The organism is Mucilaginibacter sp. A5337, assembly GCF_059690695.1.
Map to the genome: position 1 here is coordinate 362,643 of NZ_JCAWEC010000006.1, position 21,166 is coordinate 383,808.

Annotated in this window: 22 protein-coding genes; 15 read left to right on the forward strand and 7 right to left on the reverse strand. The window is 39.5% G+C overall.

The genetic code is table 11. The annotated features are described in order from the left end of the window. Positions 1-19: 19 nt before the first annotated feature. Positions 20-850: a serine O-acetyltransferase EpsC gene (gene epsC, locus AC59JO_RS21925; protein ID WP_413670570.1), complete on the reverse strand. Its 831-nt coding sequence runs from the start codon at positions 848-850 to the stop codon at positions 20-22. A 125-nt stretch (positions 851-975) separates the two neighbouring features. On the opposite strand from epsC, the gene AC59JO_RS21930 reads away from it, so the two are divergent. Then, positions 976-1,416 carry a nuclear transport factor 2 family protein gene (locus tag AC59JO_RS21930; RefSeq protein ID WP_413670569.1) on the forward strand — a complete coding sequence of 147 codons (441 nt, stop codon included), beginning with the start codon at positions 976-978 and terminating at the stop codon, positions 1,414-1,416. Positions 1,417-1,483: 67 nt separating this feature from the next. Here AC59JO_RS21930 and AC59JO_RS21935 read toward each other — a convergent pair whose 3' ends face one another. The 6 genes from AC59JO_RS21935 to AC59JO_RS21960 all read right to left on the reverse strand — a co-directional run bounded on the left by AC59JO_RS21935 (position 1,484) and on the right by AC59JO_RS21960 (position 8,455). Beyond that, the gene (locus AC59JO_RS21935; RefSeq protein ID WP_497307990.1) at positions 1,484-2,365 is read right to left on the reverse strand and encodes a DMT family transporter; all 882 of its coding nucleotides are present in this window, start codon (positions 2,363-2,365) and stop codon (positions 1,484-1,486) included. A 703-nt stretch (positions 2,366-3,068) separates the two neighbouring features. Next, positions 3,069-3,584, reverse strand: a complete 516-nt coding sequence (locus AC59JO_RS21940) for a glutathione peroxidase (RefSeq protein WP_497307992.1) — start codon at positions 3,582-3,584, stop codon at positions 3,069-3,071. Between the two features lie 43 nt (positions 3,585-3,627). Then, positions 3,628-4,053, reverse strand: a complete 426-nt coding sequence (gene ybeY / locus AC59JO_RS21945; RefSeq protein ID WP_413670566.1) for an rRNA maturation RNase YbeY — start codon at positions 4,051-4,053, stop codon at positions 3,628-3,630. Continuing rightward, on the reverse strand, positions 4,053-4,475 hold the full coding sequence (locus AC59JO_RS21950) for an ATP-binding protein (protein ID WP_091174936.1): 423 nt from the start codon (positions 4,473-4,475) through the stop codon (positions 4,053-4,055). The genes ybeY and AC59JO_RS21950 overlap by 1 nt, the downstream gene beginning before the upstream one ends. Before the next feature lies 1 nt (position 4,476). Next, on the reverse strand, positions 4,477-7,806 hold the full coding sequence (locus AC59JO_RS21955; RefSeq protein WP_497307995.1) for a coiled-coil domain-containing protein: 3,330 nt from the start codon (positions 7,804-7,806) through the stop codon (positions 4,477-4,479). A gap of 208 nt (positions 7,807-8,014) precedes the next feature. Further along, entirely contained in the window at positions 8,015-8,455 is a 441-nt protein-coding gene (locus AC59JO_RS21960; protein ID WP_497307997.1) for a hypothetical protein, read from the reverse strand. Positions 8,456-8,905: 450 nt separating this feature from the next. On the opposite strand from AC59JO_RS21960, the gene AC59JO_RS21965 reads away from it, so the two are divergent. The 14 genes from AC59JO_RS21965 (at position 8,906) to AC59JO_RS22030 (ending at position 20,757) form a co-directional block, all read left to right on the forward strand. Beyond that, on the forward strand, positions 8,906-9,619 hold the full coding sequence (locus AC59JO_RS21965) for a hypothetical protein (protein ID WP_497307999.1): 714 nt from the start codon (positions 8,906-8,908) through the stop codon (positions 9,617-9,619). Between the two features lie 852 nt (positions 9,620-10,471). After that, the gene (locus tag AC59JO_RS21970; protein WP_497308001.1) at positions 10,472-11,788 is read left to right on the forward strand and encodes a tyrosine-type recombinase/integrase; all 1,317 of its coding nucleotides are present in this window, start codon (positions 10,472-10,474) and stop codon (positions 11,786-11,788) included. A 72-nt stretch (positions 11,789-11,860) separates the two neighbouring features. Then, positions 11,861-12,952 (forward strand): hypothetical protein, encoded by a 1,092-nt coding sequence (locus AC59JO_RS21975; protein WP_497308003.1) that lies wholly within the window; start codon positions 11,861-11,863, stop codon positions 12,950-12,952. 158 nt (positions 12,953-13,110) lie between these two features. Beyond that, positions 13,111-13,536 (forward strand): hypothetical protein, encoded by a 426-nt coding sequence (locus AC59JO_RS21980; protein ID WP_497308004.1) that lies wholly within the window; start codon positions 13,111-13,113, stop codon positions 13,534-13,536. An 88-nt stretch (positions 13,537-13,624) separates the two neighbouring features. Continuing rightward, the gene (locus tag AC59JO_RS21985; RefSeq protein ID WP_497308006.1) at positions 13,625-15,430 is read left to right on the forward strand and encodes a hypothetical protein; all 1,806 of its coding nucleotides are present in this window, start codon (positions 13,625-13,627) and stop codon (positions 15,428-15,430) included. 396 nt (positions 15,431-15,826) lie between these two features. Continuing rightward, positions 15,827-16,093 (forward strand): hypothetical protein, encoded by a 267-nt coding sequence (locus AC59JO_RS21990; protein ID WP_497308008.1) that lies wholly within the window; start codon positions 15,827-15,829, stop codon positions 16,091-16,093. Between the two features lie 153 nt (positions 16,094-16,246). Continuing rightward, positions 16,247-16,588, forward strand: a complete 342-nt coding sequence (locus AC59JO_RS21995; protein ID WP_497308010.1) for a hypothetical protein — start codon at positions 16,247-16,249, stop codon at positions 16,586-16,588. 486 nt (positions 16,589-17,074) lie between these two features. Continuing rightward, positions 17,075-17,533: a hypothetical protein gene (locus AC59JO_RS22000; protein ID WP_497308012.1), complete on the forward strand. Its 459-nt coding sequence runs from the start codon at positions 17,075-17,077 to the stop codon at positions 17,531-17,533. Between the two features lie 10 nt (positions 17,534-17,543). Further along, positions 17,544-18,023 carry a hypothetical protein gene (locus tag AC59JO_RS22005; RefSeq protein ID WP_497308014.1) on the forward strand — a complete coding sequence of 160 codons (480 nt, stop codon included), beginning with the start codon at positions 17,544-17,546 and terminating at the stop codon, positions 18,021-18,023. An 11-nt stretch (positions 18,024-18,034) separates the two neighbouring features. Next, a complete protein-coding gene (locus tag AC59JO_RS22010; RefSeq protein ID WP_497308015.1) occupies positions 18,035-18,244 on the forward strand; it encodes a hypothetical protein in 210 nt (69 codons plus the stop codon). Between the two features lie 131 nt (positions 18,245-18,375). After that, entirely contained in the window at positions 18,376-18,876 is a 501-nt protein-coding gene (locus AC59JO_RS22015; RefSeq protein ID WP_497308017.1) for a hypothetical protein, read from the forward strand. A 313-nt stretch (positions 18,877-19,189) separates the two neighbouring features. Further along, positions 19,190-19,741, forward strand: coding sequence for a hypothetical protein (locus AC59JO_RS22020; RefSeq protein WP_497308019.1), 552 nt, complete (start codon positions 19,190-19,192; stop codon positions 19,739-19,741). A gap of 34 nt (positions 19,742-19,775) precedes the next feature. Then, complete coding sequence (locus AC59JO_RS22025; protein WP_497308021.1) at positions 19,776-20,165, forward strand: hypothetical protein; 390 nt, start codon at positions 19,776-19,778, stop codon at positions 20,163-20,165. A gap of 76 nt (positions 20,166-20,241) precedes the next feature. Further along, positions 20,242-20,757, forward strand: coding sequence for a hypothetical protein (locus AC59JO_RS22030; protein WP_497308023.1), 516 nt, complete (start codon positions 20,242-20,244; stop codon positions 20,755-20,757). Positions 20,758-21,166 lie beyond the last annotated feature (409 nt).

A 21,166-nucleotide genomic window follows, 5' to 3' on the forward strand; every position in this document is an offset into this window, starting at 1 on the left:
TTTTTATTAGGTAAATGTTTTATTTCTTGTGGCCGAACAATTTAATGCTCAATCTTTTCAGTACCCTGTGATTCGGTGTATGATAAACCCTTGAATTCGGTGGCAGGCTTTTGGTGAGCCAAACGTTCCCCCCTACCACACTGTTGTGACCTATAACGGTTTCGCCCCCTAAAATAGTAGCGCCGGAGTATATTACTACATTATCCTGCACTGTAGGGTGCCGTTTGGTGTTGGCCATGCTTTTGTCTACACTTAAGGCCCCCAGAGTAACGCCCTGATACAGCTTTACATGCTTGCCTATTTTGCAGCTTTCGCCAATAACAATACCGGTACCATGATCTATATAGAAATACTCGTCTATCTGGGCAGCAGGATGGATATCTATCCCCGTTTTAGAATGTGCATATTCTGTAAGGATCCTTGGTAACAGCGGAATATCATCAACATAAAGACTATGCGCCAGCCGGTAAAGCGAAATGGCGTAAAAGCCCGGATATGTACGGATCACCTCAAACTCGCTACGCGCGGCCGGATCGCCATTAAAAATGGCCTGGATATCGGTATTCAGAACCCGGAACAACTCAGGAAGGCCTTCAAAAAACTTTTTAGCCAGCTTTGAGGTATCGCAGTTACTGCATGCTTTGGTGGCGTGCATAATTTCGCACAATTCGTTCTCAAGCCTTAAAAACTCATCCTTCAGTTCCTCAACCGAGGCATATTGCTGCCCGGTTTGTTCGGGGTACAGCAAATGAATAACTTTTAATGCCCAGGCCGTAATTTCCCTGTTTGAAGGTACAGCCTCCAGCTTTTGCTGTTTAGCAAATATATGTTGGTAAAAATCCTGACTCATGTTTTATGGTGAGGCTGTTTTGGGAAAACAACCATTAACAGTACAAGTTTATATAAAAGATTGTTGTTAATATGTAAAATGAGCCGGATAATTGATATTTGAGTGAATTTAACCTATGCAAAACCATGAAAGATCAAATAATTGAAACCATAACAGCCTTATTTGCCGGGGCCGACGAGCGCGACTGGGGCAAAGTTAAAAATGCCCTTGCCGAAAATGTAGAGCTTGACTATAGTTCCATGACCGGCAATCCGGCAAGTACTGTAACGTCTGAAGACATTATTACAGCGTGGCGCGGCTTCCTGCCCGGTTTCGACGAAACGCATCACCAACTGGCCGATTTTTATGTAATGCAAAACGGATCAGCCGCGCTTGTTCATTATTATGGCAAAGCCGATCATTTTATTGGCGATGAGCTTTGGACTGTTGAAGGCACCTACGATACCGAACTTATCGAAAGCAATGACAAATGGATCATTGCCAAACATAAACTTAACCTCATTAAGCAGGATGGCAATATGGATTTACCGGCACAAGCGGCGGCGAGAGTGTCTGAGCGAGGGTAAAAATAAACGTTGTTAAAGACTTACGAAGTTTTTAAAACTTCGTAAGTCTGGAGGGTTCCGAGTTCCATCACAAATCTGCCCCTACTCTTTTCCGTCGGCTTAATCCGGCCTGTAAAACCACCGAGATTATAATGATCAACAGGCCTGCATAAAACGATACATTGAGTTGCCGGGATTCGTTGAATAAAATCATCGCCAGTAAAATACTATAAACAGGTTCCAGGTTAAATGTCAAATTAACTGTGAAGGCAGACATCTTTTTTAAAACCTCGGCTACCATAACATAAAGCCCAACCGTGCAAAAAAGCGATAAAAGCAGCAAATAAATGATATCTAATGTGCCTGGTAGTATCGCTTTTGAAGGAAAGAAATGAAGATATAGCGGTGATGCTATTACCAACGCAATAGTTCCGGCCAGCATTTGGTAAAGGTTCATAGCAGTTGCGTCGTACTTTTTAACCAGGCGTTCGTTAAAGATCGTATACAGCGACGCCAGGAAAGACGATATAACCCCAAGCACAATGCCCGTACGGAATGAGGTATCGAAACGGAAGATTAAACCAATACCAGCCAACGTGAGTGTGCTTAACAACAACTCGGTTATATTAAATGGCTTCCTGTTTATCAACGGGGCCAAAAACGCAGTAAAAAAACTGGTAAGGCAATAACAAACTACGCCCACAGAAACATTGGAGTATTTGATGCTTGCATAAAAGAACACCCAGTGAAAGGCTATCAATAATCCGGCCTTACCCATTTCCGTTATGTTACTCCATGAATATTTAAATTGCGGCCTTTTGATCCAAACGATAATTACCAGAAATAAAAAAGAAAACAGGGTACGGTAACAGGTAAGCAGGTATTCATTTAAAGAAATAAGTTTCCCGAATACTCCGGTAAAACCAGCCAGTATTACAGCTATATGTAACAGAACAAATGTTTTTTTCATTTTTTGCTAAATTAAGAATAGGTTGGGCAAAGCATAACAATACCTGCAATTGCCCGCATTAAATAAATTGTTTTGAAAATAATGTTGGATATTCAGACCCGATAGAATTATCGATGATCTGTTAGCAAAAAAGAGCTGGTGGCGGATCATTAAAAAAAGGCTCCGACGCAAGGATATTGCGAATAAGGGATTTCAAAGTCCCGGCGGTGCCATATTTAATGTTTGCTGTTACCATTTGTTGATGAACCAAAGATAGGGAAAAGTTCCATTTCAGCAACGCATTGTGTTGTTTGACGCAAAAAATCAGTCTTGTCGAAAAATTTATGTCTTCGAGCGAAGTGTGGCAACTGCACGGAAACAAAACCACTCTGTATAGCATGTGACTGCTTCGTTCATTATAATGGCAAAACTATAAGTGATTGATTATTAAATACATTTTCGGAGCATCTATTATGATGTGGGCGTTGCCTGCGGCCCGGGCTATCCGCTGCAAGTCCTCGCCTTTCCTGCCCGTAGACCCAACCCGCGCTGTGGGCTTTACGCTTCTATCCCTAACGCAGCCCCTTCGCAACAGCCTTAAAACATAGTTTACGCGTCATAACATTTTTTTCAGGTTTCTCCCTGGATGTTCCCCGCAAGGACATTTTTAACAAAAAAGCCCCGGCTGTTGCCGGGGCCTGTACTTCTTAGATAACCAAAACTATTAGTTCAGATACTTGGTAATATCTTCAGATAATGGCGTTGTTTGTGACCTGAAACGGTGGATCAGTTTACCGTTTTCATCTATCAGGAATTTTTCAAAGTTCCATTTAATGTCGCCGGTAAAATCAGGGTTTGGAGCGGTTGTAAGGTATTGGAACAACGGATCAATATCCAAACCTAAAACGCTTACCTTACCGCTCATCGGGAATGTTACGTTGAAATTCTCTTTACAGAAAGTTTTAATGTCCTGGTTAGTGCCCGGCTCCTGGCCGCCAAAGTTATTGGCAGGGAAGCCTACTACTACCAATTTGCCTTTGTACTGTTCAGATAGTTTTTCCAGATCGGCGTACTGCTTGGTAAAGCCGCATTTTGAGGCGGTGTTTACAATCAATACTTTTTTGCCTTTGTATTTAGCCAGGCTAAAATCTTTGCCATCAATAGTTTTCAGTTTAAAATCATATACTGATGATGGTGCGGTGGCAAATAACAGGGCGATGATGAGTGCCAGTGTTTTCATGGTTTTTACAATTGATTTTTAATAATCCACTATAAAAGTAAGGCTAAAAATTTCTTTTAGCTAAGTACTCATCTTCTTTTTGTGTCATTTTTTGTTTTGTAACAACACTTTTATCCGTGTAACCCAACAGGTGCAATGCGCCGTGAATGATAACACGGTGCAATTCGTTGGTTTCGCCGGTTTTAAATTTGTCCCCGTTTTCGCGGATGCGGTCTATCGAAATAAAAATATCGCCAACAATGTCTCCCTCAACTTCCGAGTTATCAAAAGTTACGATATCGGTATACGTATCATGATCAAGATATTGCCGGTTTATTTGCAGCAGGTATGCATCTGAGCAAAAAATATAATTAAGTTCTTTCAGTTTAAAGCCCTCGGCAATCACCGTCTCCTTTATCCACTGTCTTAATTGTGCTTTTTGTTTCGGTTTAAAAGTAGTGTCTTCTTCAAAAAAGTTAATAGCGGGCATCAGATCTTAAAGTGAAGTTCAATTTCATTACCCGAGGCGTTAAAGATGCACTGATCGGCAAGGTGTTTAATGATAAACACGCCACGGCCGGTCAGGTTCTCCAGGTTTTCGGGGGCTGTAGGATCGGCAAGGTTATTATAGTCAAATCCCGGGCCTTCATCTGTAACAGTCCAGATGATACGCTTCGGTTCCACTTCGGCATTAACAATCACTTTTTTTGTTTCGTCCTGTTTGTTACCATGCATGATGGCATTGATAACCGCTTCATTAAGGCAGGTCATCATGTTGGCGAAGGTATCTTCCTCAACATGATATTTGTCAGCAATTTCTTCTATCAGCTGCTCAAGCAACGTTATGCTCTCCGGTTTTGACGGCAGCTGCAACGTGTATAGCTCGCTGGTTTGAACATTTGCCTCTTCCATATTATTTGGCATTAAGTTGATCAAAGTAAGATTTTATTTTTTGTTTATAATACAAATTAAGTGCCGGAGATACCGTTCTGATCTGCTCCGTCTGCTTTGCTTTTTGTTGTTGGTATCCCTGCAGTGCCTTTATATATCCCGGTGGCAAATCCTTCCCCGCATTGCTCTCTCTTTGCTGATCCTGATCTCGTTGCTGCTCAGCCTTTTCGGCTTCTAATAACCGGGTTTGTATTTGCTGCTGCCTTTTTAGCGCATCATCTGTGATCTTCCTGTTTACGAGATCACGTTCGGTTTGTTCCATTTCTTTCGAAATTTTATCCAAATTGCCCAATCCACCGGTTCCGTCCTTGTTTTCGTCCCTGTCAATTTGTTGCAAAGCCTGACGGATCATCTGCTGCTGACGTGCCATTTTAGCAAACTGCTCGCTCATATTGCCGCTATTCCCCTGCTGTCCTTTGCCCTGGTTGCCCTGTTGCTGCATTTGCTCACGAGCTTTTTGCATGTTTTGATTAAGCTGCTGCTGCATTTTTGCCAGTTGCGATATCGACTGTTGTTTGCCCTTGCCCCCTTTACCACCCTTATTCATCATTTTTTGCATTTGCTCAAGCGCTTCGCTTAGCATCAGGGCCAGGTTGTTCATGGATGTCATGGCGTATTGCTGGTTGCGATTGGCTTCAAGCGTTCGCCTGTCGCCCAAAAACTCGAGCGCTTGGTCAATATGCTCATTGATACTCGTAATCTCCTTATTCACTGTCGACTGGATTTGAGGCACCCTCCTGCTGATGGCATACAGGCTGTCTTCAGCCGTTTTCAGGTTGTCTTTAATATCCTTTTGACTTTGCGACAGCGTAACATATGATGGATCTGTAGGATTGGTATTTTTAAGCGTTTGCATCAGTTTTTCCTGGTTAAATGAACTGTTAACCAGGCTCTTTAACAATTCCCTCAGTTGCTGCGCATCAACAGCATTCTCTTTCGATTCGCCTTCGTCACTGTCCTTCTGCATTTTGGCAGCAAGCTCTTTCATTTGTTTTGCCGCCTGCTGCTGCGATTTTGAAGCCTTTGAATTATCCTTTTTTTGCAGATCGCCGGAGCTTTGATCCATCTGCTGTTCGATATCTTTTGTTTCCTTCTCAGGGTTTTGATAGTCGGACTTACGTTCGGCCTGATCGTTGATTTTTTGCAACTCATCAAAGCCCTTTTTTACATCCTGAAAATCCTGTTTCAGTTTATCCTGTTGTTGCAGCAGGTTCTTTTGGTCGGCACTGGGTTGTTTGGTTTGTTCGGATAATTTCTGCTGCTCATCGGCCAGTTTATTCAGCTGATCAAGGTTTTGATTGAGCTTTTGTTCAAACTCCAGCTTTTTATACAATTCCAACACCCTGTCCAGCTCTTTCTTAAGCGATTTATTATCCATCTGCATTTTGGCTAATTCATCGCGGGTAGCGTCCTTTTGTTGCTCATTTAACAATTGCTGCAGGTTTTGAAGCAGCTCCTTTGTTTTTTGATCGAGCACATTATTAAACAGGTCTTCTATCTGTTTTTGCTTAGCCAATATCTCTTCTGTTTGCTGCTGATTTTCCTGGCGGTTGTATAAGTTCTTTTTGTTATCTGCCTGGATATCTTTTACCAAATCTTCCAGGTCTTTCCGTTTTTGCATCAGGTCTTCCACCTGCTTTTTCTCATCAAACGACAGTGTATTTTTGTTGAGCAGGGTTTGATTTAGCTTTTGTGCATCCCGTTCAACCTGCCCGGCCAGCTTAATGGCAGATTGCATTTTTTCTTTTATAGCTTTTGTTCCGGCATTTAACTGCTGGTTAATCTCCTTGTTGTCAGGAACATTTAGTGTACGTTTTGCTGTACGTGCTGTTTTATATCCGGTCACTTCGTCGTTATCTGCAACCTCAAAAAAGTAGCTTACATGATCACCGGGGTTGATACCCATTTCCTTCAGGTTCCAGTAGTAAAAGAAATCGGTTTGGGTTTGGGCCAGGTCGGCATTAACTTTTTTGGTAAATTCTCTTTCCTTGTTGTTGCCTGCAGCTTCGATTGTATAATGAAACGTTAGTGATGAAAAACCATGGTCGTCCTGGATCTTACCATTAAAATAAAACGCTTTCATGCTTACCGAATCGGGCTTTTCATCAACAGAGATAGACGGCGCTTCGTCAGTAACAACGTTGATGCGGTATATGGCCGAATCACTTTGGTTCACCAGTGCATTAATCGGCAAAAGCTTATAGACCGAATTTTTCAATACCCGTTCGCGATGTTCAAACAAATCAGCGCTGCTTTGCGCAGCCGGATGGCTTTGACCATTCATATCAAACATAAGTGCACTGGCATATTGGGTATGCAATTGCCAGCTTACTGTTGTACCGGCAGGTATTGTCAAATCACCAGCGTTTAGCAATCTTTCATTTTTTTTATGGAGATAGCCCGGATAATTCAGTTCAACATCAAAATGCAACAGCGCCGGCTTCTGGTTCACTTTAATTTCGTAAACCGCCGAGCTAAACCCGTTGCCCGAAAATTTAAAACGCGTATTTTGCTGCAGATTGCTAAACTGATAATGAAAACGGCTGATGTTGTCTTTATCCAATTTAAAAGTGTTTTCGCCTGTTTCAACATAAACATCGGCAGGAAGCTTATCCCCTTCCAGTTTTAGGTCGAGTTTTAAATCGTTTCCCTGAACAACCGAAAGCGTATTATTTAACACAATAAATTTGAACGGAGCGGCGGGCACAAAATACTCGTTATGCCTGATGAGCCTTTTTGTGCTTTCGGTTAGTACTGATGGCGCAGCCAATGCAATAATGATAATCACCCCCAGCGGACCAAGCGCCCATTTTAAATATTTGGTGTTCTCTTTAAGGTTGATGGCCGATGGAAAACTTACCGGTTTAAGCGCCTCTATTTTTTGATCGATACTGGCTTCAATCAACGCACGGTGATTTTCGTCTTCGGAAGCAAGCTTTTTAAGCTGCAGCGTATTAAGCAGCTTGTCGTGAACATCGTTAAAATGCCGGCCTATAATTTCGGCCGCCTCATCATGCGTTAATGTTTTACCCAGTTTAAGCCAGGCCAGCAATGATGGTAAAACCAGCCAGCAAACCAGCACAGTATTGAGCAGGATAAAAAAGTAAAAAAGAATAGTGCGCAACAGGATACTGAAATTGCCAAAATATTCGCTCAGGGTAATAACTACATAAGCACTGAAAAGACCGGCACCTAAAAATATTAATCCACGCAGAAAATTATTGAAATAATACTTCCGGGTGAAAGTATTGATTTTGCCAAGCAAAAGTTCATAATTTTCTGTCGAGGCCATACTACGGGTAAAAAAACATTAAATACACATGCTCATTAAACGTAAAAGCTATGTATTATATATAATTACGTATTGGTTTAAGTTAAAAATTAAAGCAATAATAATAAAATGTTAATTGTTTATGACAAATAAAAGTGATTGCGGCGCATTATTGGGATAATGTACAACTTTTAACAACGTTACCGGAAAAAATCAGGAGCTATCTATACTATTCGGGTTCTTCAACTGCTTCCTCTTCTTCTACCCCGGCCGGCTCCAGTTTATGCAGCCAGATCCCTGCAATTGCGGTAATTGAATATGGGAATATAATCACCGCAATTGAAGTTACCGCCGAAACCTTTTTTTCGAAAAGCAATTCAAAAAAAGGAAACATGGTAATTATGAGTATGGCTGTGGTTAAAAACTGCTTTATATAAAACGGCTCCTTTTTCTTTGATAGCGAATACACCGTTATCCAAAATACAAAAGCGAAAGGAATAGTAACCAGCAGGATCATATCTGCAAAAATGATATAGTCCTTTTTTATTTCATCAATAAGGCTTATTTCAGGATTCTCAATAATAAACCAGGATAACACCAGATGCAGTAATGGCGCTATGATCACCATCAGCAACCATACTTTTAAGCTATATGTAAATGACCTGTTCATAATTTATTAAGGACGTCAACAAGATACATAGCTGTCAATAAAATAACAATAGGGCATTTCTGTAACGTGCAGAACAGCTTCTTAATATAGCATTATAATCATGCTGATATTTTAAAACACCACTTGCAGCACGGGGAACCAAATTCTGCACTCACTGATATTAAACAATTTAAGGTTTACAAGTAAGATATAAACTGATTTTTTATATAAAAATTATACCTCCCTGTACGGAAATTTATGCCTTAAAATAATTGAGAAAAAGCCAGGCCTTTATTAATACCTATCAACAACCGGCCTATAAATAACTATTACAATCCGTTCATTCAACCCTGCATTAACTTAACCATCGATTAATTTTAGCCCCGTAAACTAACATAAAATGGGTGTTTTTACGGGTTGTTGAACGTATAGTTAATTATTATCTTGCATTAATTTAACCGCTGCCCTATCATGATACTACAAATCCAACTCAATACCCCCATATTGAACTATTTTAGTGTAGGCAGCACCTGGCAAAATATTGCATTTTACACCACCATATCGGGGCTAATATATATCAACATTTTTTTAACCCGGCGAAAGAAAACTTATAAGGGACAGCCGGTTGCGGAACCTTCTGGTGAAAAAGACGAGTCTGCTATGTCGGCTGCAGGTAACACCGGGTCCAAAACAAACGCCGATTTAAATGATGAAATAATTACCCTGAAAAATGAACTTTTAGCATTGGGACAGGAGCTGGAGCTTTCGTACATGAAATCGGACAAGCTTAATGACCAGTTATCAGAAATCCTGGATAATCTTGAATTGCCAGCTGCATATGACCATACTATGTGGGACTGGTCGCTGGATTTTGGCAGCAACGAGATTACGCTTTCCGAATATGGGTTAAAGCTCTTCGGCTTTCCGGAAAATACAAAGCCTGTTTTAAATGAGGCTATCGATATTGTCGATCCCCGGCACCGGGCAGTACTTACGGATGCGGTTGAAAAATCATTTAAAACAGGTGCCGACTTTTCAATAACCTGCCTCGTAAACCCATTAAATGGCAGCCGGCCAAAAGAAATAAATGCCGCTGGCAGGGTTTATTATAACGAATATGGAGCACCCGTAAAACTATCCGGAAGGTTTGCAATTACCCGTAACGAACCACAGACTAAGAGGTGATTGCGCTTTTCAGGTTGCGCGCCCTGGCCAATTTACAAGTGTTCAATTTTAAAAGTGTGAACACCTGCTTTATTTCCATAAAAAAACACTGCTGACTGTCAAACACTTGCATTTTGACCAATATGCTTTAAAAGCCAGATTGAACAAACAGTCACTGAAAATCAATAAGTTACAAATTTCCTTTTTTCAAAGGTTGAACACCCTTTTTTTAAAAATTGAACACTGACAAGATCGTGTCAGCTTATTGAACTGGATGTCCGTTAAGCAGCCAACCGGGCTGGGCCTAACGTTCATTTCATAACGATACAGCTGTTTGGAAACAACGTTTCCGGATAAAGCATATGCCCGGAATAGCAGTGTTTTTATCGTGGAATAGCAAACGAACTTTTTACATTTGAGAACCAATTGCAAACTAATATGCCACGTATTCGAATAGCAGGGCTGCTGATCTTTCTTTTAGGAATAGGGATGTTAATCTTTGGCGCAGGTATGTTCACCTATCGGGGAGGGGCTTTGAGTCCACTCGTTTCTAAACTTGGAGAGTTTTCATTTATATATTGGGTTCCGACTGTAATAATAGGTATCGCGCTGTTCATTGCAGGTAGGAAAAGTAAATAGGTTTTATTTGCATTTTGAATTATCCCACCAACAATTATATTTGTAACCCGGCTAAACATTAATCGGGATGTAGCGTAGCCCGGTATCGCGCCAGCATGGGGTGCCCGCTAACGCTCGCAACGATAGCCTATCGGCTATCATTGCTGGAGGTCAGAATAGCTAAATCCACGCTTTTTTTAACTCATTTGTACTCCCCTTTGTACTACCATCCAACAAGCTACAACATCCTTTCAAATGGCGACTGTAGCAATAGTCTTGAACAATACTAAGAGACTAACAAACAATGAACACCCCGTAGCCTTACGTTTAACACATCATTACAAAAGAAAATACATTTCGATAAACACACTGCTAACCGATCAATCTCTAAAATTTAGGTGCACAGAAAAAAACTGGAGGGCTCCCCAACCCGAAGACAATGGGCTTGGCAAATTTCTAAAGACATTCTCAGCCTATAAAGAATGTAATGCCATTTTGGAAAGCAAGTTAAAAGAGGCAAATGAAATCCTAAAGAGGTATGACGAAGAGGGAATAGCTTTTACATTCGAGCGTTTCGAAGCAGACTTGAAAAACAAACCGCAGGTTGTCAAACAAGTTCAACTGGAAACGCAATTGTTAGCTATATCTAAACTTACTATTGAGGAATACTATTCTCAACAAATTATCATACTCGAAGAACAACATCGGGATGGTATGGCTGGCGTTTACAAGGAGAGCCAACGCGCCTTAAAGAAGTTTAATCCTAACGCTCATCTTTCAGACGTTAATTTTCGATTCTTGGAAAGCTTTGAGTACTGGATGAGGAACGTTCGTGGCAATCTTGACACTACCATTAGCGTGAAAATGCGGAATCTTCAAAGAGTAATAAACCAAGCAATAGACGATAAACTGTTCAACAAGGACGATTATCCTTTTGGAGAAAAGAAATACAGTATAAACAAGAGGCTCGATCACAAAACCAGGAAGAAAGCGATGGCTCTTGATAAGTTTAGCAAACTTAAAACATTAATACTTGAACCAGGCACAGCCGTACATTTCGCACAACAGATTGCTTTGTTTAGTTACTACTGCCGGGGCATGAACTTCGGTGACATCGCGAATCTGAAATGGAAAGCTATAACGAACACCCATATATACTACACCCGCAACAAAACCCGTGGAAAGTTTGAAATACCTATCAACGATTACAACAAGCCTATCCTTGAATATTTTAAAGCGAACTATCAGATTCAAGAAGGCTACGTTTTCCCCATTATAGACCCCGAAATACACATCACATCTAAGCAACGCTACACAAGACGTAAAAGCTCATTGAAGGCAGTAAATGACAATTTAAAAAAGTTAGCTAAGATGATCGATGAACCTGATTTAAGGCTAAGTACCAATGTACTTAGACATACCTACGCAACTGGCCTAAAACGATCAGGTGCAAACACGGCATACATTACTGAAGCATTGGGACATGCTACACAAGAACAAACGCAAACATATCTCGATGAGTTTGAAAAGGGGGTGATTGAAACATGGGAAAATAAAATGTTCGAGATGTAAACTGTATAAGCAGGATGGTTCAACTGTCCTGCTTTTTTTACCTTAGTAACTTTTAAAAATAGTAGTACAGAAATGTCAGAACCTAAATATTACTCTCAACAAATATCAATCCCCAGAGAGTTCCTAATCAAAACTTACGCACATCCATTGCTGGCTCAAGTAAAAGGCACAACCCAGGAGAATGAAACCTACCGAGGGTTCTGGAAGAATACACCCGATCCATATATTGATACTTTTGGAGGCGTTTACGGCACTCAATTTAGATCAAAAGAAGCGATCATTTCCTTTAACCAAGCATTTAACATGATATTAAGTAAGCATGGCATTGGATCAGAGCATAAACATAAGCTACTATATTTGATTAGATTCTATGGTGAAGATGTTGAAAAGCAAAGTGTAGACAATAATCGGTACAACAGATTACTCGAATATACCAAGTTCATCCTGGACATTTGTAGAAATTCGGAACTTCATATACACCGCTATTTAAAGGACAAAAATTATCAGATTATACATGATCCTTATACAACTGAATATTTCTTTGCGCGAACCTCTGTTGTTGAAAAGTATCCGATAGAGGAGATCATAGAGTTCAGGCCCAACGATAATCCTGGCGACATTATTTCCTATATGCGCTTTGATATAGGGCTAACCGAACTTTATGTGCCTTACGATTTGGCCTTTAATTTAGCAAGCGAACAAAAGCTCCGCAACTTTGACGGTGTAATTGTTCCCAAATTTGACCTTCCCCAAAGCCTTCAGGCTGAACTCTTCAAATACACATTCAATTCCATGCTGGAAGAGCATCGGTTAAATAACACTAACTTTTATAAAACGATATCTGAAACTCCATTGACGGCAGATGATTTTAAGAAGTTATATAGACAATACAAGCGTAATGTAATCAGACAAAATGAATCATTAATTCAGATAGGTACCGTGATTAGTGAATATCTAACTGATAACAAACTGATCAAAAGTAAGCTTGCTGTAGCAGGATTTTTATTTGATTATTTTGCGATCTTCAAGCTTTTGAAGTTAAAGAATCCAAAAGAGTTCCCTAAGAACTATGAAGATATGTCACGGTTCTACAACCAAAATGGTATTACATCTGAAACAATCCGATTGATGATGAAAGAAGCTAAACAAGTTGGGGAAATTTGATTTCCCAACATTTTATTTTTAACACATCCCTTTTATTTAATCCAACTGAAGAACAGCACATTACAAAGATATTTAACTTCTATTCTCCACTTGCTTTAGCATAAAATTCCCCCAATCAACCTTTGTATCACCGGGCAAAAAACAATCCGGTTAAAAAAATGAACAAAGGTTCTGAAAAACGCTATAAAGCGTTATTATCGACCAGCAAGCCCGCTGGCGAAGTGAAAAAAGATCAGTTTTTTACCGATGAAAATGTAAATGGCTATATGTCAAAAATAGAGTTGTTAACGTACTCTAAGTCTTTGACATCTGGACAACAAGACCAGCTTGATCTATTCTTTGAATACACCAATGAGGGGTTTGCAATTACAAGCCTTCCCATCGGATCAGAAGATAGAGAGACTGGCGAAATGGCGATTTGGGTTAATTTCAAACTACCAAACTCTTCTCAAAAATTCAGGATGATTTACCATCCCGGCCTGCTTCAATTTATTAAAGACTGCCAAAAAGGCAAAATCACGCCTTGCTTTACTTTTGACGAGCTAATCGTTGAAGCTTCAAAAATCGAAACAGAAGCAGAGTAACCTAAAACGCAGTCGGAGTTTCCCTCCGACTGCACTTTGCTTTTAAAAATGCTTAAACAAATCTATACCAGAACATAAATATAAGATCATGATACCTCATAAACACTATAAAATATTGAATGGCCAATACCTATCGGATATTTGGGAAACGATACCATCAAATATTATTTTCAACAAAACCCTACCCGGTATCGGTGCAACAACGCTTGAATTAATTTCAAGACGCAATTCCATTATTATAGAACCCAATGTACCCGTCATTCAAGGCAAAATGGCAAGGTATAATACAAAAAGCAAAATGCTTATTCGTGGCGTCTATGAAGGTGTAACAGAAGACCAAATCATTGATTACTTGGGCTCGACCATATGCTATAAAAAGATCGTTGTCACTCCGGAATCTTTCGAACGAGTAAAAGACGCTATAAATGCGTTAGGATACAATTTGTACGATGATTTCTTTTTACTTTTCGATGAATGCGAACGCGCAATTCAAGATGTAGGGTACCGAGGAAAGGTAATTTTGCCAATGCAAGACTTCTTTAAATTCAAAAGCAAAGCTTTTATTTCCGCAACTCCAATTATGCCTTCGGACCCCCGGTTTTCCAAACATAAGTTTACTTATGTCTCGTTGACGCCTGAGTTCGATCATAAAAAAGATTTAAAGTTAATAATCACCGATTATACGCTGCTCAGCTTAAAGCGCTTTATCGACGATAACCCAAGAGAAAAGTATTTTATCTTTATCAAATCGACTGAGCATATCGCCCGCATTATTAAAGCATTCAACTTCACGAAAGAGAGTGCGATATTCTGCGCGAAAGATAGTAAACAGAAACTTCGAGCAAATGGCTTCAGTAATGTATCCACCTCATTGACTGAGTTTAAAAAATATAATTTTTTTACAAGCCGCTTCAATTCAGCAGTTGATATTGAGTATTCCGGTGATCCATCTGTTATAATTGTGTCCGATATCATCACAGTAGAACATTCAATGCTTGATCCATGCAGCGAAGTTGTTCAAATATCTGGCAGATTCAGAAAACCATTGAAAGATTTTGTACACATAACAAACTTAAACCCCTTACTCAAATCAAAAACCGAGGATGAAGTAAAGCGAGATATTAATGATTCTCATAAGGTATATAAAGTTGTAAGGCGGTTTTACGAAGGCAGTACCAGCTTAGCAGGAAAGGAAACATTAAGGCAAATGTTAGAATGGGTTGACTACGCAAAATATGTTGATTGGAAGGGCGAACGGAATTATTACATGGTGGATAATACTGTGTACGAAGAAAAGACAAAATCTTTCTACAAATCCGAAGAAAACCTTATCGCTGTTTACAGGTTAAGTAACCAATTCAATTTGTCAATTTCAAAGGAGCAGAACGCCTTTACCGAGGCCGATCAATTGAGGGCTCTTCGTTCCTCAAGATTAAAATCTGTTTACGAGATAATTATTCCCATCTTAAAAGATTTATATGAGCCCGGCAAGTATACAATGTATGAAATGTTTTTCACCGAGATGCACCTACAGATGGAATATCCTAAACCACTTGCTGATTTCAAACGTCTTGGATACAATGAGGTTGAAAGATTAAATTTTGACCCAAAACTTATTAAGAAAGCTATAAATAAACTTAATAATAAAGATCAATATGACCACTTTGGGTTAATAAACTTTATAGCCGAAAGCTTTAGGAAGCATCAATGTTATAATACTGATCAAATAGAAACAGTCCTTCAAAAAGGTTTACAAGAATTAAATTTATCCGGCCTTAAGCCGGGCGTAACTCTTCTTAAGAAATTTTGCATGGTTGAACGTTGCACATATCAAACTAAAACAAAGACCAGGAAAGAAATCAAAGGTTATGTTATTACTCAATTGCCAAAATAGGAATAACTAACTCAATCTACTACAGGTATTTTGTAAAAGGGTGTTTATACCCCCCATTCAACTAAACTGTAGTAGATTTTTCTTTGCTATGGAAATTAAACCAAATGATAAATATTGCATTTTCAGCAAATAGTACCGTAAAAAATAGATTGAGGGCTATACGAAAACACCTCTCGCAATACTAACCTTTTAATACTAGTGGTTGGACTTCTGACACCTGCAAGTTTATCTTTTCTTTGTTTAAAAGCTCAATATTTCGTATCTTTACATTAGCAAAGCAGCTGATAAACAGCACATTAAATTGAAATCGCTTTGCAGTCTGAGATACCCTCGGTTCTCCTTAATTGGTGCAGCCGTTAAGTTTAACCCATAAAATTCCAATGAAATTAAATGACCATGAATCAGAGCATACAACAGCTGCAGCAAACAAATATCCAATTGCTATCTAAATGTCAAACCCTCGAGAATCGTACTAATGATATATTAAAATCCGTAGATGAATCACTGGATTCGATTATAAACTCTTTTAAGATAATTGACCGGCAACTTGATAAATACACGGACATTCTATTAGAGTTGTTGAAATCACTTCGCTCTGAAGTACCTGATTCTCAAGAACAGCTTGACGAAATTGAAGATTATTTGCGTTCAATTAAAGCATAGCATAACTCACTGTGCAAGCGTGGATTAAAATAAACCTATCTCATAACAGCTGTAAAACACTCGCTCAATGTGTAAGGGTCACTAACCGTGTGACGAACACTTAGATCATTTTACCAAAGATGCCCATGTTTAAATTATTAATGACTAAAGACAATGTTTACCATCACCCTTGAACAACTAAACTCAATTTTCTTAGATTCTCAGACTTTACCTAACAGCGATCGTTATACACTTAAAGACCAATCTGAAACAAACGAACAAGCTAAAAGTCGAGTTATCGCTTTAGCTGAATACATCGGATGTAAACAACTTACACTTATTTTAACTAGGTTGTTAGATGATTTACTTAGGACTTCAGACTCTGAGGACTTATTAAATCTAAAAGTTGCATTCCTCGAATGGATGAATGAAGATACACAAAAGGAGTATCTGGATGAATTGAGTGAAATACACGGAAACCTTTGCGATATTAACTTCAATCATCGGTTAAAATAACTCATAGAAAGCTGCCATAGTGCAGCTTTTTTTGTTTACTGCGTTTTGATACTGATGTATATGTACCCGTCGACCGCATTTCCTATAAGGTAGACGTTGCAAATCATTGGCGAGGTATTTGGTTCAGTAACCTTTTAATAAGAGCAGTCGACAATTGATATATAGCCCTCAATATAACTTGCCCCTCCATACCCTATAGTAAGTGCATTCTGCATATAGCCACTTTGTTGCCGTAATTTTTCTTGAATGTGTTGAACGCAAACCAGGCGGTACGAAATTCAACCCCTATCCCTGATGTTGAGGAAAGAGAATTGTTTTCTGTTTTAAGAGCAAGAGCAGTGCACCCCACTCAACAAAAACGCGCTGACACGATGGCTTGCCTTTGGCAAGCAAAACTCAACCATCAGTACTGCCTCGAAACCACTGCTAATCTTGCTCCAAAGCAGAAACCATCCCAATCACTAACCCAAAATCAACAACCGAGATATGGAACGAACAACAACAGACAACTACAAACCAAAACCGAGATGGCAAGTTGCCCTATCTCTCGAACACGTCGATCCCGAAACCCATCGATCAAATAAGGAAACATTCGACTTCTACTACAAAACTCTTTTGACCGTTAAGTCAGAACTTATGCGCCTATTTCCCGATTTATCTTACGAACGGAACTATATGGAAGAACCCGTTCAGGATATACCAGGAGCAGTTCATCATTTCATGACCAAAACCTTTTATTGGTATTTGTCTTGCGATGAGTGCCAAACCTTCGTTGTACAATACTGCTTTGCTAACTGTCCTTTTGAAGCGCAGATTAGGAAGCTGCTTATGCCTTTTGATCGCAGCCCTTTCACCACTCAAATCCGATTGCAACCCGATCTTATTACTGCTTTCAAGCGAACAGCAAGGCTGGAAGACAGCAAATACTTTTCACAAGCCTTGTAAATAATAAACTATGGAACTGCTTAACAACCTCAAACCTCAACCAGAACCCGAAGTGCGCATCGACCCTAATCATCGTATCAGCAAACGTTGGCGTAAGGTCAGCGATCCATCCCACCCTAACAAACTCAAAGCTCAAAACACCACGATTGAAATCCAGTATTACAATACCCTCAAGAAGATCAAGCGTGATTACTTACAGCCGAGAACGCTGTATTTTGAACGCGACTACCGCGACGACCCGACTGATCCTTTCCTGTTACACAGCTTCATTTGCGATCAAATCTCATTCGTCCTTACGTGCGACTTCCATTGCGTTATGCAGATTGAATACGACTTTGCAGGTTTTACTCCTATCGAAGATGTCCTTTGGCGCGTTGGCTATGCCAGGGAGCTTGGTTTACTTATATACAAACCGAGGCTACCAAACTTAGCTGATTTCTTCAGGGGCGTACAGGTCTATCAAGGGGCACAATTCATTCACACACTTTAAAACTTAATATCATGAGCAATAACTTACCGCAGTTCAGTTCGGCCACTTCGGTCGATGAACTTTATGTTTTAGTCAGATGGCCTTTCGTTCAGGATTTGATGGAAGCCGATTGGTTTCGCAGCGAATGCGTACTCTATCAAGCATTTGATGACCAGGAGTATTTAGATTCTGCTTACTTCGTTCCGCTTAATCGGCTATATGAGTTCCGAACTGCGGACTGATACTATCTTTAAAAGGTCACTGATTCCGATACCTCATTAACAAACATCTTCAAAACACACGCAAAGCCTTGGTTTATCAACCAGGGCCTTTTGCTTTCTATTCATTTACAAACCCTTTTAACCCACTTTACATGAAACAGAAACAAAACTCAATACAGGTTCAGTCACCTTATAATAAATGCGTTCAGCAGGCATATAACGCTATCTACAAGCAAGCCAAACAACTATTATCTACACTTGAAAATGAGGAGCTTCGATATACATTGGAGCGTGAAGACAAGGCGCAGCCCATAGTTGGCACCATTGTTCACGAGTTCATCAACCCATTGTTATACCTGCGTTTGGAATGCCATCCGACGAACGCGTTCGCTATACACTACGGATTTGAAGAATCCAAGTCATTTAATGAATTTGCACGCATTACATCTGCATTTGTCCGCACTATCTATAAGGTAACAAATAAGGATGCTACCGACGTAAACATTGAGGATGCTGTTCGTACAGACTATTGCATATACCTATGTTCTGAAATGTATGAATACATCGAGGAGAGAAACAAGCACCACCAGTTTAAACAGATCAGATACAGGCCATCCGTAGCTAAGCGTAAACAAATGCATGCAGTGGCATAAAGGATTAATCACTAATTATTAACTTCGCATAAAAACAGGAGGAAACCGCAAACATACCATTACATAGACATATTATTATATAGAAGATATAAGCGTTAAGCTTTGTTTGTTCTGCTTCAGAAATCGGCAAAATTTTAGTACAGCACGGATGAACGAGTTCAACGCCCTACGCGAAAGCGTCTGGGCGAAGACTTGTTTGTTGCTGTACGGGCCCTTTGCCGAGCCTCTGAAGTGCTTACTAAGTTTAGTCCGGGCGCTTTCGTGCAATATAAACCTACCGATTAAGGACTGTTCGGTACCTTAACTAATCACATTGAAAAAGATTATAACAGCATGCTTACTACTACTGGCATGCAATTACGCCAAGGCTCAAAACCTCAATTACAGCGAAATCAAAGAGCTGTTTAACACATGGAAAGAACGAAAGGATGTTTCAATGTTTCCCGTTCTTAACAAGCTACGGGCAAACAACCTACAATGGGAGATGACCTCAAAGGGAACATCGGAAAATACACGTTATTATGTTTGGACGCTCAAAGATGGCAAGACAGATACCACAGCTATAGCACTATATATAGAAGAGGATACCGAAACCATTAAATACTCGATACGATATGCCTTCTATGATAGAGCAACATACTTAGCGTTTCAACAGGCAATTGTTGGTTCTGGTGAATACAAAGGTGGTAGGCTTACCTATTTTAGTGATAAGCCTAAGCATCATTTCACAACTACGGGAAAAGGTGATGATAGCCTACCGATGGATTCACGTACAGATTTGTTCCTAACTGACTACGCGGACACAAATGATGATACTCTACGATTATTCACCCTCGACATATCATCTCGTTACATCAAGAAGTAATTCAATACTACTTTACCATAACGCTTTATAGACTATGAAACTAATTTACTTGTTCGTACTTGCGGTGCTATTATCTACTATAACTAATGCACAAACATTTAAGGTTACGGGCTTCGTTTCCGATACCAAAAGGTTTGATGATATAGAAGCTAAAGTAATGGGCAAACCATTAAAACTTGATGTATACGACACATCAATTTCTGTAAAGCTAGCCGATGAGGATGCCAAACTAATGCATAAGGTAACCGATAACGAATACCTTTTGGACTTAAGTAAACCGGGCAGCGTGGAAACACTAAAGCTAACATTAAAACTTGTCAAGACTGTCGGTTTCACTACATCTGTAGAACTAACGTTTACTGCTGCTGAAAACAAAGGTCAGTATCGTCACAATTATTGGAAAATAATTGCAAAACGATTCTGAAAATATCTCGACGTACCAGCTTAGAGCTTACCTAAAATGGTAGGCTCTTTTACTTTCATTTACGCTTAAACCCAATATGATGCCCTACATAATGGCTATTACCGGACTTATCTGGCTTATTATTTCACACAGAAACAAGTCAAAGCAACGGATACTGGCAACATTCATCGTCACTGAAGCCTACATCAATGACCGAGATGTAACAGAAAGGTACTTAGCTAATAATGCTTACTTTGTGTTTTACCGAACCGGCTCCAATCCAATAGCTTTTGGTGGGATAATGGGAGATACTGAAACTCAAACTTATGGTGACGTATCATATATCATTGCGAAGCGACTTATTCAAACTTCAAGTAAAGAGCCAAGCGATACCCAATCGTTTACCTGGACTTATGAAAATGCCCATGATGGAAGCAAAAGTAGTGCTAATGTTACTCTTTTGAAAACTTATACCGTGAACAAAGTTGAGTTTGATTTACTAATCGAAACCCAAGATAACAACCGTCTTACATTTAAGGGACATATGGCAGATACTTTACGTACTATTAATAAAGTTGGCAACAGTAATAATCTTGTTGATAAAATGCCATAAGATACTCTTTCTACATCACGTTTTTTTCAACACAGTCGAGCAAAAAGCCTCTTCTAAGCTTAGAAAGTGGTTCGAAATGTTGAAATCTTCTAAAACAAATAGATGTAATTTTTGGCTTTGTACATTACCTTTGTACTATCAAATAACAAAAAGAAACCCCGAAGGTACGAACTCCGAGGTTTCCCGAGATTACCATAACACATGCGAGTGTATATGTTTACTCTCTTTTCTACCAGTCTTGCCGGACTGATATTATTGTACTTATGAACTATCAAGACTAAAGGGAGCGAGAGCTCCTTTTTGCTTGTACAGCAAAGTTAATGTTTGAGATGTGTAGTTGTGAATGATAGTTTTTCACAAACACCCGTGTTATCCACACTTTTGGGGCACTTGTTATATTGATGAAAAA